At 70.1% G+C, this 15,087-nt stretch carries 11 protein-coding genes, 1 rRNA gene, 1 pseudogene and 1 riboswitch; of the genes and pseudogenes, 12 read left to right on the top strand and 1 reads right to left on the bottom strand.

Annotation, left to right across the window (positions count from 1 at the left end; translation table 11 throughout):
* The 11 genes from rrf to ACZ6WH_RS35365 form a co-directional block, all read left to right on the top strand.
* Positions 1-92, top strand: a 5S ribosomal RNA gene (gene rrf / locus ACZ6WH_RS35415); the annotation flags it as partial.
* A gap of 224 nt (positions 93-316) precedes the next feature.
* Complete coding sequence (locus ACZ6WH_RS35410; RefSeq protein WP_361568586.1) at positions 317-925, top strand: CDP-alcohol phosphatidyltransferase family protein; 609 nt, start codon at positions 317-319, stop codon at positions 923-925.
* A gap of 113 nt (positions 926-1,038) precedes the next feature.
* Positions 1,039-3,534 carry a mannose-1-phosphate guanyltransferase gene (locus ACZ6WH_RS35405; protein ID WP_361568588.1) on the top strand — a complete coding sequence of 832 codons (2,496 nt, stop codon included), beginning with the start codon at positions 1,039-1,041 and terminating at the stop codon, positions 3,532-3,534.
* Between the two features lie 85 nt (positions 3,535-3,619).
* Positions 3,620-4,537, top strand: coding sequence for a DUF881 domain-containing protein (locus tag ACZ6WH_RS35400; protein ID WP_469733786.1), 918 nt, complete (start codon positions 3,620-3,622; stop codon positions 4,535-4,537).
* Complete coding sequence (locus ACZ6WH_RS35395) at positions 4,534-4,866, top strand: small basic family protein (protein WP_003984969.1); 333 nt, start codon at positions 4,534-4,536, stop codon at positions 4,864-4,866. The genes ACZ6WH_RS35400 and ACZ6WH_RS35395 overlap by 4 nt, the downstream gene beginning before the upstream one ends.
* A gap of 731 nt (positions 4,867-5,597) precedes the next feature.
* On the top strand, positions 5,598-6,524 hold the full coding sequence (locus ACZ6WH_RS35390) for a DUF881 domain-containing protein (RefSeq protein ID WP_469733784.1): 927 nt from the start codon (positions 5,598-5,600) through the stop codon (positions 6,522-6,524).
* Positions 6,525-6,963: 439 nt separating this feature from the next.
* The gene (locus ACZ6WH_RS35385) at positions 6,964-7,500 is read left to right on the top strand and encodes an FHA domain-containing protein (RefSeq protein ID WP_361566166.1); all 537 of its coding nucleotides are present in this window, start codon (positions 6,964-6,966) and stop codon (positions 7,498-7,500) included.
* A gap of 17 nt (positions 7,501-7,517) precedes the next feature.
* On the top strand, positions 7,518-8,267 hold the full coding sequence (gene ftsR, locus ACZ6WH_RS35380; RefSeq protein ID WP_362218237.1) for a transcriptional regulator FtsR: 750 nt from the start codon (positions 7,518-7,520) through the stop codon (positions 8,265-8,267).
* A 74-nt stretch (positions 8,268-8,341) separates the two neighbouring features.
* Positions 8,342-8,815, top strand: a complete 474-nt coding sequence (locus ACZ6WH_RS35375) for a bifunctional nuclease family protein (protein ID WP_030263902.1) — start codon at positions 8,342-8,344, stop codon at positions 8,813-8,815.
* Between the two features lie 219 nt (positions 8,816-9,034).
* The gene (locus ACZ6WH_RS35370; protein ID WP_361566172.1) at positions 9,035-9,652 is read left to right on the top strand and encodes a MerR family transcriptional regulator; all 618 of its coding nucleotides are present in this window, start codon (positions 9,035-9,037) and stop codon (positions 9,650-9,652) included.
* Between the two features lie 146 nt (positions 9,653-9,798).
* Positions 9,799-11,409, top strand: a complete 1,611-nt coding sequence (locus ACZ6WH_RS35365; protein WP_469733783.1) for a DNA polymerase IV — start codon at positions 9,799-9,801, stop codon at positions 11,407-11,409.
* Here ACZ6WH_RS35365 and ACZ6WH_RS35360 read toward each other — a convergent pair.
* Positions 11,295-11,702, bottom strand: a pseudogene (locus tag ACZ6WH_RS35360) (PRC-barrel domain-containing protein); the annotation flags it as partial. The gene ACZ6WH_RS35365 and the pseudogene ACZ6WH_RS35360 sit on opposite strands and share 115 nt — an antisense overlap.
* A 113-nt stretch (positions 11,703-11,815) precedes the next feature.
* Positions 11,816-11,913, top strand: a riboswitch (glycine riboswitch).
* Between the two features lie 188 nt (positions 11,914-12,101).
* On the opposite strand from ACZ6WH_RS35360, the gene gcvP reads away from it, so the two are divergent.
* Positions 12,102-14,987, top strand: coding sequence for an aminomethyl-transferring glycine dehydrogenase (gcvP, locus tag ACZ6WH_RS35355; RefSeq protein ID WP_469733781.1), 2,886 nt, complete (start codon positions 12,102-12,104; stop codon positions 14,985-14,987).
* Positions 14,988-15,087: the final 100 nt, after the last annotated feature.

Genomic DNA, 15,087 nt, shown 5'->3' with positions numbered 1-15,087 from the left:
CGCCCGGTTACATTTCGAACCCGGAAGCTAAGCCTTTCAGCGCCGATGGTACTGCAGGGGGGACCCTGTGGGAGAGTAGGACGCCGCCGAACAATTCTTCAGCTCCGGTCCCTGAGCCTTTTGGTTCAGGGACCGGAGCTTTTTGTTTTTTGGCTGCCTCCGGTTACCGGACCGATGGCCGACGGCTGTTTCCGGACACGGTCCGCCGGGGCGGCCGGCCTGGTCGTGGCCGATACGGGGCCCGCGGTACAGGGGGACGAACCGGGCAGGTAAAGTCATGGGGCATCATCGCTACGTTTCCACAGGAGGCCCACGGGTGGAGGTTCAGGAGACGCGGATCCAGACCGATCGCGTCCTCACCATCCCCAACATTCTGAGCATGGCTCGCCTGATCGGCGTGCCCGTGTTCCTGTGGCTGATCCTGTGGCCGGAATTCGGCGGTCCGAAGGCCGACGGCTGGGCGTTGCTCGTCCTGGCTCTGAGCGGCGTCAGCGACTACTTGGACGGGAAGCTGGCCCGCCGCTGGAATCAGATCAGCAGCCTGGGCCGCATTCTCGATCCGGCGGCCGACCGGCTGTACATACTGTCCACCCTGGTGGGACTGACCTGGCGGGAGATCCTTCCGCTGTGGCTGACCATTGCGCTGCTCGCTCGCGAGTTGATGCTGCTGGTGGCGGTGGGATGGCTCAGCCGGCACCGGTACGGTCCGCCGCAGGTGAACTTCCTCGGCAAGGCGGCCACGTTCAACCTGATGTATGCCTTCCCGTTGCTGCTTCTCAGTGACGGAAGTGGCTGGCTGCATACGCTCGCTGCTATTTTCGGATGGGCGTTCGCCGGATGGGGTACAACGCTCTACTGGTGGGCAGGAATCCTTTACGTGGTTCAGGTCCGCCGCATCATCAAGGCGGACACCGCGGCCGACTGAGCTCGCCTTAACCGGCAGACGCGTGAGGCCGGGTGCCCCACCAGCAAAAAGTGGGCCATCGGGACGGGTGAAGTCGGCAAGATCGTCATCTCTTCGAGGAGGACGCTTCCGACATGAAGGCCGTTGTGATGGCGGGCGGCGAAGGCACGCGCCTTCGGCCCATGACTTCGAGCATGCCCAAGCCGCTGCTTCCGGTGGCGAACAGGCCGATCATGGAGCACGTGCTGCGGCTGCTGAAACGGCACGGCCTCAGTGAGACCGTAGTGACGGTCCAATTCCTGGCCTCGTTGGTGCGCAACTATTTCGGTGATGGCGAAGAGCTCGGTATGGAGCTCACTTACGCCAATGAGGAAAAGCCGCTCGGCACCGCGGGCAGCGTCAAGAACGCCGAGGAGGCGCTCAAGGACGACGCTTTCCTCGTCATCTCCGGTGACGCCCTCACTGACTTCGACCTGACCGACCTGATCCGTTTCCACAAGGAGAAGGGCGCCCTCGTCACCGTCTGCCTGACAAGGGTTCCCAACCCGCTCGAGTTCGGTATCACGATTGTCGACGAGGACGGCCAGGTCGAGCGGTTCCTGGAAAAGCCGACCTGGGGCCAGGTTTTCTCCGACACGGTGAACACGGGCATCTACGTCATGGAGCCCGAGGTCTTCGACTACGTGGAGCCGGACGTTCCGGTGGACTGGTCCGGCGATGTCTTCCCCCAGCTCATGAAGGAAGGGAAGCCCATCTACGGCTATGTCGCCGAGGGCTACTGGGAAGACGTCGGCACGCACGAAAGCTATGTGAAGGCCCAGGCCGACGTTCTCGAAGGAAAAGTCGACGTCGATATCGACGGCTTCGAGATGTCGCCGGGCGTGTGGGTGGCGGAGGGCGCGGAGGTTCACCCGGACGCCGTATTGCGCGGCCCGCTCTACATCGGCGACTACGCGAAGGTCGAAGCCGGCGTGGAGCTGCGCGAGCACACCGTCGTCGGGTCGAATGTCGTCGTGAAGAGCGGTGCGTTCCTGCACAAGGCCGTGGTGCACGACAACGTGTACATCGGAGAGCAGTGCAACCTCCGCGGCTGCGTCATCGGGAAGAACACCGACGTGATGCGGGCGGCCCGTATCGAGGACGGCGCCGTCATCGGCGACGAGTGCCTCATCGGTGAGGAATCGATTGTTCAGGGGAACGTCCGCGTCTATCCCTTCAAGACGATCGAGGCGGGCGCGTTCGTCAACACGTCGGTCATCTGGGAGTCCCGCGGCCAGGCGCATCTCTTCGGCGCCCGTGGTGTCTCCGGAATTCTGAACGTGGAGATCACGCCAGAGCTGGCCGTGCGGCTCGCGGGTGCCTATGCGACGACTCTGAAGAAGGGTTCGTCGGTCACCACGGCCCGCGACCATTCACGTGGTGCCCGGGCGTTGAAGCGCGCGGTGATCTCCGCGCTCCAGGCGAGCGCGATCGACGTACGCGACCTGGAGAACGTGCCGCTGCCGGTGGCCCGTCAGCAGACCGCCAGGGGCAGTGCCGGCGGGATCATGATCCGGACGACGCCGGGTGTGCCGGACTCCGTCGACATCATGTTCTTCGACGAGCGGGGCGCTGACCTTTCGCAAGGCGGTCAGCGCAAGCTCGACCGTGTCTACGCGCGGCAGGAGTACCGTCGCGCCTTCCCCGGTGAGATCGGCGACCTGCACTTCCCGTCCAGTGTCTTCGATTCGTACACCGGTTCGCTGCTGCGGTCCGTGGACACCACGGGTATCGCGGAGGCCGGCCTGAAGGTCGTCGTGGACGCCTCGAACGGCAGCGCGGGTCTGGTGCTGCCCAGCCTGCTGGGCCGGCTCGGGGTGGATTCCCTGACCATCAACCCCGGTCTCGACGAGTCGCGGCCGACGGAGACCGAGGACGCACGGCGTTCCGGCCTGGTGCGGCTGGGCGAGATCGTGGCCTCGGCGCGGGCGGCCTTCGGCGTGCGCTTCGACCCGGTGGGTGAGCGGCTGTCCCTCGTTGACGAGCGAGGGCGGATCATCGAGGACGATCGCGCGCTGTTGGTCATGCTGGACTTGGTGGCCGCCGAGCGGCGCAGCGGCCGGGTGGCGCTGCCCGTCACCACGACGCGTATCGCCGAGCAGGTGGCGGCGTACCACGGTACGCAGGTGGAGTGGACGACCACTTCGCCCGATGACCTGACCAGGGTGGGCAGGGCGGACGACACCATCTTCGGCGGCGACGGCCGGGGCGGATTCATCGTCCCCGAGTTCGCCAGTGTGTTCGATGGTTCGGCTGCCTTCGTGCGGCTCATCGGTCTGGTCGCCCGTACGCAGCTCACGCTGAGCCAGATCGACGCGCGTATCCCGCGTGCCCACGTGCTCAAGCGCGACCTGGCGACTCCGTGGGCCGTCAAGGGTCTCGTCATGCGCCATGTCGTCGAGGCGGCCGGCGACCGCTCGGTGGACACCACCGACGGCGTACGGGTCGTCGAGGCCGACGGGCGCTGGGTACTGGTGCTGCCCGACCCGGCCGAGGCGGTCACGCACCTGTGGGCGGAGGGCCCGGACGACGCCTCCGCTCAGCAGCTCCTGGACGAGTGGTCGTCCGTCGTGGACAGCGCGGGCCGCTGACCTCGGTCCCCATCGGCGCGTCTCGATTCGGCGCGCCGGTGGGGCCATTGGGAGAGTGCGCCGCCGACGTGCGACGATGTGCGGCATGTCGCAGCAGCACCCCGAACGGAGCAGCCCCGGATCCGCTCCGCGCCCCGATGCCTCCATGTCGCTGCTGAACAATGTCATGGAGCACAGCCTCGATGACGGGTACGCCGAGGCGGCAGCCCGTAAAGCGGCGGAGGACGGTGGCCTGCCGCGCACGCTGCGGGCCAAGTTGGGCCTCGCGGCCGGTCTGGTGCTGGCTGCCGTGGTCGTCACGGTGGGCGCCGCTCAGGCGCGCATATCAGCACCGACCATGGCGAAGGAGCGCGAGGAGCTCATCGCCCGGATCGACCAGGGCACCGACAAGGCCGACAAACTGCAGCAGCACGTCGACTCCCTGAGGGACGACGTCGGCGACATGCAGCGCAAGGCGCTCAAGAAGAGCGGCGGCGAGCGGGCCGACCTGCTCGCGTTGCTGTCCGGCTCCACACAGGTCACCGGGCCCGGCGTGAAGCTGGTTGTGGACGATGCCAAGGAGGCGGAGGCCGGCAGTGGCGGCCCCCGTGAGAGCTCCGGCTTCTCCGACACCGGGCGGGTGCGCGACCGGGACATGCAACGCGTCGTCAATGGGCTCTGGGAGTCCGGCGCCGAGGCCATCTCCGTCAACGGGCAGCGCCTCACCTCCCTCTCGGCGATCAGGGCGGCGGGAGACGCCATACTGGTCGACAACAAACCGCTGGCACCTCCGTATACGGTGCTGGCGGTGGGGGACGGGCAGCGGCTCAGCACCGCCTTCCAGGACAGTGCCGACGGCCAGTACCTGCATGTGCTGCAGCAGAACTACGGCGTCCGCACCCGGATTTCCACCGAGGGCGAGCTCACGCTGCCGCCGGCGCCGAGCTTGATCGTACGAACCGCACAGCCGAAGACCGGTGCCCCGCAGCCGGGCGGCACCGACACAGGGAAGGGCACATCGTGATCGCCGTACTGGGCCTCATCGTGGGAGTCGTGGTCGGGCTTGTGGTCCGTCCCGTGGTGCCGACGGTGGTCGAGCCCTACCTGCCGATCGCCGTCGTCGCGGCGCTGGACGCCGTGTTCGGCGGCCTGCGGGCGATGCTGGACGGCATCTTCGACGACAAGGTCTTTGTCGTGTCCTTCCTGTCCAATGTGGTCGTCGCCGCACTCATCGTCTTCCTCGGGGACAAGCTGGGCGTAGGCGCTCAACTCTCCACCGGCGTCGTCGTGGTGCTCGGCATCCGCATCTTCTCCAACGCCGCCGCGATTCGCCGGCACGTGTTCAGGGCGTGAGGCCGATGCCATCCGACGAGCACGACGAGACCCCAAAGCGCGACGCGTCCTCGGAGAGCGACAACGAGGGGACGGCGCCGGAGAGCGCCGCGTCCCCCGAGAGCGGCGCGCCCGCCACGGGTGAGGCGACCTCCGAGGGCGCTGTGCCCCCGAAGGGTGACGAGTCGTCCGCCCACGAAGAGGCGGCGCCCGCGGCCTCCGAGGGTGAGCGGCCGGAGCGTCCTGAAGAGGCGGCCGGGTCGCAGAAACGTCCCGTGGCGCCCGGAAGCGGCGAAGAGGCCGGAGAGCGTGGTGCTGCGGAGCGCCGCGATGCCCCGGAGCGCCGCGAAACGCCCAGGACGCCCGAGAAGCCCGAGTCCTCCGGGGCGGAAGAGGCTACAGGTACGGCTGAGGATTCCGTGCCGGATGAGGCGCAGGGGAAGGCGACGCCGCCCGGCCGTGCGACCACGCACGGCTCCGGTGAGGGCACCCCGCAACGCCCCGGACCGGGCCGCCTTCAGGGCCCGCTGCAGGGACCGCCTCAAGGACGCCCGACGCGCCCCGTACAGGGGCAGGGGCACCCTCAGGGGCGGCCGGGCGCTCCCCAGGGGCGTCCGCAGGGGCCCGGGCAGGGTGGCCCGTACGGCGCTCACGGCCCCGTACGCGGCCGTTCGCAGGGACCCGTACGCGGACCCGTACCGGGCCGTCCGCAGGGCCCCGGTGGGCGTCCTGGGCCCGCCGGACGGTTTCCCATGCCGCCCGAGAGCCAGGGGCCCGGCGGCGCCCCTCAAGGGGCACAGGGCGGCCGTCCGGGCGGCGCGTCGGCAGGCCCTCACGGGCATCGTCATGCCGCCCCCGCTGCCTCCGGAGCGGGCCATCACGGAGCCGTACCGCCCGGACCGCCACCCACCGGGGGGCAGCCGTCCGGTGGTACTCCGGAGCCGGCGGACGGCCCCCAGCTCACCGGCCGGGAGCGCCTCAAGGCGGGCCTGTGGCCGCCGCGGCTGAACCGGGCTCAATTGATTGCGGCCGTACTGCTGTTCATTCTCGGGCTCGGGCTCGCGATTCAGGTACGTTCCACCAGTGACAGCAGTGCGCTGCGCGGAGCGCGCCAGGAGGACCTGGTGCGCATCCTTGACGAGCTCGACGACCGCTCGCAGCGCCTGGAGGACGAGCAGCGGCGGTTGGAAGGCCAGAAGACCGAGCTGGAGAACAGCTCGGACCAGGCCGAGGAGGCCCGTAAGCAGACGGTGGAAAAAGAACAGCAGCTCGGGGTGCTGGCCGGTACGGTGGCGGCCGAGGGACCCGGCATCTCGCTCACGATCGACGACCCGTCGCGCTCCGTCGAGGCCGACAAGCTCCTGGACACGATCCAGGAGCTGCGCGCGGCCGGCGCGGAGGCCATTCAGGTCAACGACGTCCGTGTCGTGGCGAACACCTACCTCTCGGACGTGCGGGGCGGCGTGGAGATCGACGGGAAGCGGGTCGCCCAGCCCTTCCGCTTCAAGGTCATCGGCAAGCCCGAGGACCTGGAGCCGGCCCTGAACATCCCGGGCGGAGTCGTTCAGACATTGGAGAAGGAGCAGGCCACGGTGTCTGTGACCCGTCAGGACAAGATCGTCGTGGACGCCTTGCGCAAGGCGGAACGGCCCGACTACGCGCGGTCGTCGTCGCAGTGAGGCGGGAACGTATGGCGAGGCCTGCGACGGGGCATGAGCTAGCCGGGGGTCGGCGCACCGCACAAGTGGTGCGTGGTGGAAACTGTGTGAAGGCCGCGGACGTTGAATGGATGTCCGGATCGGCCGGTGTGTGCATCGAGGGTTCGTCCTGCCCCACGGGCGGGTCTGTTTCGTTCAAGGGGAATCGCCCGTGAGTTTTTTTGCAAAGCTGTTCGGCAAGAGTGACCGCAAGGACGGCGGCAACGCCTCCGCGCGGCACGCCGCGCCGCGGCAGTCAGGTGAGCCGGCGGCAAATGAGGAGCGTCCGCTCTTCCGTGACGAGGTGGCCGGCTCCGCCGGTGGCACTTCCGGTGGTCAGCGGCCGGGTTCTGTTGACCCTGCCGCGTCCGCCCCCATAGGTTTCCAGGAACCATCAGCCGCTACGGGTGGAGGGTCCGCCTTGCCGGTTTGTACGAGGTGCGGGCACCGCAATGCCGAGGCGAGCCGGTTCTGCTCCAACTGCGGCGCGCCGCTGCGCGCCGGGGGGCAGGCCGAGCGTCCCTCCGAGACGACCTCGACCATCTCCATCTCGGGGATCGAGGCCTACGACGCGGAGACGACGGGGCAGACCCCGATGCCTTCGCTGTCCCCCGAGGCCCAGGCCGCCGTGGACGCGCTGCCGCTCGGCTCCGCGCTCCTCGTCGTACGCCGGGGCCCCAATTCCGGCAGCCGCTTCCTGCTGGACAGCGACCTGACCACGGCGGGGCGCCATCCGCAGAGCGACATCTTCCTGGACGACGTGACGGTCTCCCGCAGCCATGTGGAGTTCAGCCGCGGCCAGGACGGCGGCTTCACCGTCGCCGACGTCGGCAGCCTGAACGGCACCTACGTCAACCGTGAGCGGATCGACTCCGTCCCGCTCGCCAACGGCGACGAGGTGCAGATCGGCAAGTTCCGCCTGGTCTTCTACGCGAGCCAGCGGGGCGTCGGCATCTGACCCGCCAGGGAAGGCACATGCACCACACAGCGTCGGGCGGTGCCGGGTCCTCCGGCACCGCCGCCGCGGGCGGCGAGCTGGTGAGCATCGGTACGGTGCTCAATCTGCTGCGCGACGAATTCCCCGAGGTCACGATCTCCAAGATCCGTTTCCTGGAGTCCGAGGGGCTGGTCGAGCCGCAGCGTACGCCGTCCGGGTACCGGAAGTTCAGCACGGAGGACGTGGAGCGGCTGGCGGGCGTGCTGCGCATGCAGCGCGACCACTATCTGCCGCTGAAGGTCATCCGTGAGCATCTGGACGCCCTGGCGCGCGGTGAGGACGTGCAGCTGCCGGCGCCGGCAGCGGCGCCCAGGGAGCTGCTGGACGGTGTACAGGAGCCGTCCGGCGAGTATCCGACGGCCGCCCGGATCGGCCGCGACGAGCTGCTGGCCGCCACTGAGGTGGACGAATCCGAGCTCGCGGACTGGGAGGCGTACGGACTGCTCGCCCCGGCGTCCGACGGTGGGTACGACATCGAAGCCGTCGCGGTCGCCAAGCTCGTCGCCGAGCTGGGCCGCTTCGGCCTGGAAGCGCGCCATCTGCGGGCGGTGAAGGCCGCGGCGGAGCGCGAGGCGGGCCTGATCGAGCAGGTCGTGGCGCCGTTGAAGCGGCACCGCAACCCGCAGACCAGGGCCCACGCGGAGGCCACGGCCAGGGAGCTGGCCACGCTCTCCGTACGACTGCATGCGGCCCTGGTCCAGGCCGCTCTCCACGTCCGGCTGCCGTGACCTTGGGTGAGGGCGCCCCCGCCGAGGGGGTGCCCGACTATCCAAACCGGCCGGGCACGTCCTAGGGTTGCTGTGTGAACGAGCTCGACGTCGTGGGTGTCCGGGTGGAAATGCCTTCCAACCAACCGATCGTGCTGCTGCGCGAGGTGGGAGGCGACCGCTACCTGCCCATTTGGATCGGGCCCGGCGAGGCGACCGCGATCGCCTTCGCCCAGCAGGGGATGGCCCCTGCGCGGCCGCTGACGCACGACCTGTTCAAGGACGTGCTGGAGGCGGTGGGCCAGGAGCTGTCCCAGGTGCGCATCACCGACCTGCGGGAAGGCGTCTTCTACGCCGAGCTGGTCTTCGCCAGCGGCGTGGAGGTCAGCGCCCGCCCGTCCGACGCCATAGCGCTTGCGCTGCGCACGGGTACGCCGATCTACGGGACCGACGGGGTGCTGGACGATGCCGGCATCGCGATCCCGGACGAGCAGGAGGACGAGGTGGAGAAGTTCCGCGAGTTCCTCGACCAGATCTCGCCCGAGGACTTCGGGACCAACAGCCAGTAGGGCCGGTGCGGATTCGCCGCCGGCAGGTGGCGTGCCGGGCGCACGAAAGCACGCCCGGCGCACAACCCACCAGACATTCCCCGCATAAAGTCACGTGAAACCACTCGTAGGGTGATTATCACTCGGCGTGGCGAGCGCGGCGATCGTTGACGCACCCCGAGTGACTGCATACCGTCGATGAGGCAGGTCCCGTCCGGGACGTGGAGGACGGAGGTCGGCGTGGCAATCACCGGCGACGGTACGGCGGCGGGAGGGGCATTGCCGCTTCACACTGGCGCGGCGAACCGTGCCCCGATAAACCGTGCCCCGGCGCAGGCCACCGGCAAGCCGGTGGACAGGGGCGCCGAGACCATTGGGTACCGAGGTCCGACGGCGTGTGCCGCCGCGGGCATCACCTACCGGCAACTGGACTACTGGGCGCGTACGGGCCTGGTGGAGCCCAGCGTGCGGCCCGCGTACGGGTCGGGCACCCAGCGGCTCTACAGCTTCCGGGACGTCGTCGTCCTGAAGATCGTCAAGCGGCTGCTGGACACCGGCGTCTCCCTGCAGAACATCCGCACGGCGGTGCAGCACCTCGCCTCGCGCGAGCTGTCAGACCTGGCGCAGATGACGCTGATGAGCGACGGCGCGACGGTGTACGAGTGCACCTCGCCCGACGAGGTCGTCGACCTGCTCCAGGGCGGCCAGGGCGTCTTCGGCATCGCCGTCGGCGTGGTCTGGCGGGACGTGGAGGCCGGGTTGGAGCAGCTGCACGGGGAGCGCGTGGACACCGGCGAGACCCTCGTCGGTCACAACCCCCACGACGAGCTGGCCCGCCGCAGGAACCGCGCGGTCTGACGCCGCCGAGGCCCGTGACGGAACGGGCCGACGGCAGGCACGAGGCGTCCGCCGACGCGGTCGGACGACGTCTCCCGGCAGGTCACCAGAGGCTTCACGGCCCGCCGCGCGGCCGATTGTCAGTGGCGTACGGCACCATCAATCACGTGAGACGTGCGCCGACGATCCTGCATCTGGACATGGATGCGTTCTTCGCGGCCGCCGAGCAGGCGGCCAAGCCCAGCCTGCGCGGAAAGCCCGTCGTCGTGGGCGGCATCGGCGGGCGCGGCGTCGTCTCCACCGCCTCGTACGAAGCCCGCGTCTTCGGGGTCCGCTCGGCCATGCCCACCGCCCAGGCCCGCCGGCTGTGCCCGAACGCCGCCTACCTCGCGCCGCGCTTCCACGTGTACCGCGAGGTCAGCGACAAGGTCATGACGCTGCTGCACGAGCTGTCGCCCCTGGTGGAGCCGCTGAGCCTGGACGAGGCGTTCGTCGACCTGGAGGCCGGCGGGGTGGCCGACGACGAAGATTCGGCCCGCGCGGTGGGGGAGCAGCTGCGCCGGGACATCCTCGCCGTCACGGGGCTGACCGGGTCGGTGGGCCTCGCGGGCGCCAAGATGCTCGCGAAGATCGCGTCCGAGCAGGCCAAACCGAACGGCCTCGTGCTGATCGAGCCGGGCACCGAGCGGGAGCTGCTGGGGCCGATGTCCGTGCGGACGCTGCCGGGCGTGGGACCCGCCACGGCCGAGGCGCTGCGCAAGGCCGGGATCCACACGATCGCCGAGACCGCCGAGGCCGGCGAGGCCGAGCTGGTGCGGCTGCTGGGGCGGGCGCACGGCGCGGGGCTGTACGCCATGGCGCTGGGGCAGGACGACCGCCCGGTGGTCGCGGAGCGGGACGCCAAGTCGATCTCCGTGGAGGACACCTTCGAGGTGGACCTCACCGACCGTACGCGGGTGCGTGCCGAGGTGATGCGGCTGGCGGACCGGTGCGTGCAGCGGTTGCGGGTGGCCGGGCGCTCGGGCCGTACGGTCGTGCTGAAGGTGCGCAACTACGACTTCTCCACGCTGACCAGGTCCGAGACCCAGCGCGGGCCGACGGACGATCCCGCGGTGGTGCGGGATGCGGCCGGGCGGCTGCTGGACCTGATCGACACCACCGGTGGCGTGCGGCTGCTCGGCGTGGGCGTGAGCGGCCTCGCGGACTTCACGCAGGAGGATCTCTTCGCCCAGGCGGCGACGGAGCGGGCGGCCGAGGAGGCCCGGCTCGCCGAGGAGGCGAAGGCGGCCGCCGGAGCGGCCGGCGGGGAGAGTGGGGCGGAAGAGGCTGAGGAGGCCGCTGAGCGCCCCAGGAAGTGGGTGCCGGGCCTGGACGTGGTCCATGCCGAGTACGGCCCTGGGTGGGTCCAGGGAAGCGGTCTGGGGCGGGTCACCGTACGGTTCGAGCAGCCGTGGTCCGCGCCGGGGCGGGTGCGGACCTTCCTCGTGGACGATCCGGCACTCACACCGGGGGAGGCGCTGCCCCTGGTGGGCGGCGGGCCGGACGCGACCGCCGCGCAAGCACCCATGACGGCCGAGGGCAGCGTGGCGTCCCCACCGATACCCGACGATCCGTCGTCGTCCTCGCCGATATCCGACGGTCCGCAGCCGTCCGGTGTTCAGTCGTCCGGCGAGCCCGCTATGCGGCCGAACTCCCGGTCGGTGGAGCCGGCGGGCGAGCGGTCTCCGGGTTTTTCGTCGGCGAGTTCCGCGTCGGTGGCGGAGATATCCAGCCGGTAGTGGTGGTAGAGCTGGAGTTCCTGCTCGGGGGAGAGGTGCCGGCCCACTCCGAAATCCGGCGCGTCCTTGATCAGCTTCCGCTCGTACGGCACGTGCAGCGCGTCGTCGACCAGCCGGCTCGGCTCCAGCGGCACGAACGCGTCCCGGCTGAAGAGCCCCGTCCGGATCGCCGCCCACTCCGGCTCGCCGGTCGCGTCGTCCAGGTACACCTCGTCGATGGTGCCGATCCTGGTGCCGTGCCGGTCGAACGCCTTGCGGCCGATCAGACTGCGGGGATCGATGTCGGTCTGCACGGTTCCTCCTACCTGCCGGAACTGCCCTGTGCACCCTACGAAACGGCACATTTCCCGCCCCGGCCACTCGGGGGATGCCGAGCAGCCACGCTGGTAGGCTGGTCAGCGATCGATGACCCCGTGCGGGAGAGCCCTCCGTCCCCCGGGCCGGAGGCGCCGAAGGAGCAACTCCTCCCCGGAATCTCTCAGGCACCCGTACCGCGCGGACGAGATCACTCTGGAAAGCAGGGTGGGCCACGGACCAGCGCAGTGCCGGAGCCCCTCCTCACCGACGGTGAAAACCGGATGTTGCGTACGTTCCGGTGAAGCTCTCAGGTTGAGATGACAGAGGGGGAGGCCGTCCGGGCACCCGCGCCGTGGTGCCCCTCGTAGGTCCCAGAGACCAGGAGGCCCCCGCAGATGACCACCAACCGCATCTCGCTGACCGAGCTGGAACGCGGCACCCCCTTCGAGCAGCGTCACATCGGCCCGGACCAGGAGTCCCAGGCCAAGATGCTCGCCCACATCGGCTTCGGCTCGCTGGACGAACTCACCGCGGCCGCCGTCCCCGACGTGATCAAGAGCGCGGAGGCGCTGGACCTGCCCCAGGGGCGTACCGAAGCGGACGTCCTGGACGAGCTGCGGGCCCTCGCGGACCGCAACCACGTGCTCGCCCCCATGATCGGCCTGGGCTACTACGGCACCTTCACGCCGCCGGTCATCCTGCGCAACGTCATGGAGAACCCCGCCTGGTACACCGCGTACACCCCGTACCAGCCGGAGATCTCGCAGGGCCGCCTGGAGGCGCTGCTCAACTTCCAGACCATGGTCGCCGACCTCACCGGCCTGCCCACCTCCGGCGCCTCCCTGCTGGACGAGGGCACCGCGGCGGCCGAGGCGATGGCCCTCTCGCGTCGCGTCGGCAAGGTCAAGAAGGGCGTCTTCCTCGTCGACGCCGACTGTCTGCCGCAGACCATCGCCGTCATAGAGACCCGCGCAGAGCCCACCGGCGTCGAGGTCGTCGTCGCCGACCTGAGCGACGGCATCCCCGCCGAGATCGCCGAGCGCGGCGTCTTCGGCGTGCTGCTCCAGTACCCCGGCGCGTCCGGCGCGGTCCGCGACCCCCGCGCCCTCATCGAACAAGCTCACGAACTTGGCGCGATCGTGACTGTCGCGGCCGACCTTCTGGCCCTGGCGCTGCTCACCTCGCCCGGCGAGCTGGGCGCCGACATCGCCGTCGGCACGACCCAGCGCTTCGGCGTCCCGATGGGCTTCGGTGGCCCGCACGCCGGCTACATGGCCGTCCGCGAGAAGTTCGCCCGCAGCCTCCCCGGCCGCCTCGTCGGCGTCTCCGTCGACGCCGACGGCAACAAGGCCTACCGCCTGGCTCTCCAGACCCGCGAGCAGCACATCCGCCGCGAGAAGGCCACCAGCAACATCTGCACCGCGCAGGTCCTCCTCGCCGTGATGGCCGGCATGTACGCCGTCTACCACGGCCCCGAGGGCCTGGCCGCCATCGCCCGCCGTACCCACCGCTACGCCGCCGTCCTCGCCGAGGGCCTGCGCGCCGGCGGCGTCGAGGTGGTGCACGGTACGTACTTCGACACCCTCACCGCACGGGTCCCCGGCCGCGCCGCCGAGATCGTCGCCGCCGCCCGCGAGGCCGGTGTCAACCTCCGCCACGTCGACGCCGACCTGGTCGGCATCGCCTGCGACGAGACCACCGGACGCGCCCAGCTCACCGCCGTCCTCGGCGCCTTCGGCGTCCAGGGCGACATCGAGCAGCTCGACGCGGCCGCCGCCGACGCGCTGCCCGAGTCGCTGCTGCGCACCGACGACTACCTCGGCCACCCGGTCTTCCACCAGTACCGTTCCGAGACCGCGATGCTGCGCTACCTGCGCACCCTCGCCGACCGCGACTACGCGCTGGACCGCGGCATGATCCCGCTCGGCTCCTGCACGATGAAGCTGAACGCCACCACCGAGATGGAGCCGGTGACCTGGCCGCAGTTCGGCCAGCTGCACCCCTTCGCGCCGGTCGGCCAGGCCCAGGGCTACCTCACCCTCATCCAGGAACTGGAGGAGCGCCTCGCCGTCGTCACCGGCTACGACAAGGTCTCCCTCCAGCCCAACGCCGGCTCCCAGGGTGAGCTCGCCGGCCTGCTCGCCGTCCGCGCGTACCACCGCGCCAACGGCGACGAGCAGCGCACCGTCTGCCTCATCCCGTCCTCCGCGCACGGCACCAACGCCGCCAGTGCCGTGATGGCCGGCATGAAGGTCGTCGTCGTCAAGACCGGCGACGACGGCGAGGTCGACACCGACGACCTGCACGCCAAGATCGAGCAGTACCGCGACGAGCTGGCCGTCCTGATGGTCACCTACCCGTCCACGCACGGCGTGTTCGAGGAGCACATCACCCAGATCTGCGCCGCCGTGCACGACGCGGGCGGCCAGGTCTACGTGGACGGCGCCAACCTGAACGCGCTGGTCGGCGTCGCCGAGCCGGGCAAGTTCGGCGGCGACGTCTCGCACCTGAACCTGCACAAGACCTTCTGCATCCCGCACGGCGGCGGCGGTCCCGGCGTCGGCCCGGTCGGCGTGCGCGCGCACCTCGCGCCGTACCTGCCCAACCACCCGCTGCAGCCCACCGCGGGCCCCGAGACCGGCGTCGGCCCGATCTCCGCAGCCCCCTGGGGCTCGGCCGGCATCCTGCCGATCTCCTGGGCGTACGTCCGCCTCATGGGCGGCGAGGGCCTCAAGCGCGCCACCCAGGTCGCGGTGCTCTCCGCCAACTACATCGCCAAGCGCCTGGAGCCGCACTACCCGGTGCTCTACACCGGCCCCGGCGGTCTCGTGGCGCACGAGTGCATCATCGACGTACGGCCGCTGACCAAGGCCACCGGCGTCAGCATCGACGACGTCGCCAAGCGCCTGATCGACTACGGCTTCCACGCGCCGACGATGTCCTTCCCCGTGGCCGGTACGTTCATGATCGAGCCGACCGAGAGCGAGGACCTCACCGAACTGGACCGCTTCTGCGACGCGATGATCGCCATCCGCGCGGAGATCGAGAAGGTCGGCACGGGGGAGTGGGACAAGGACGACAACCCGCTGCGCAACGCCCCGCACACCGCGGCCGCCCTCACCGGCGAGTGGCAGCACGCCTACACCCGTGAGGAAGCCGTCCACCCGGCCGGCGTCGACGCCACCGCCAAGTACTGGCCGCCGGTGCGCCGCATCGACGGCGCCTTCGGCGACCGCAACCTCGTGTGCTCCTGCCCGCCGCTGGAGGACTACGCCGGCTGACGGCCGTCCGGCGCCCGTACGGCATGCACCACCGTCCGTACGGTACGCACCACGCGGGCGCCCGCACACAAAAGGGCCCTCGGCGCTATCCGCCGGGGGC

The organism is Streptomyces sp. NPDC050806, assembly GCF_055586425.1.
Note: the sequence above shows the minus strand (reverse complement) of the source record. Positions and strands in the feature narration are given on the sequence as shown.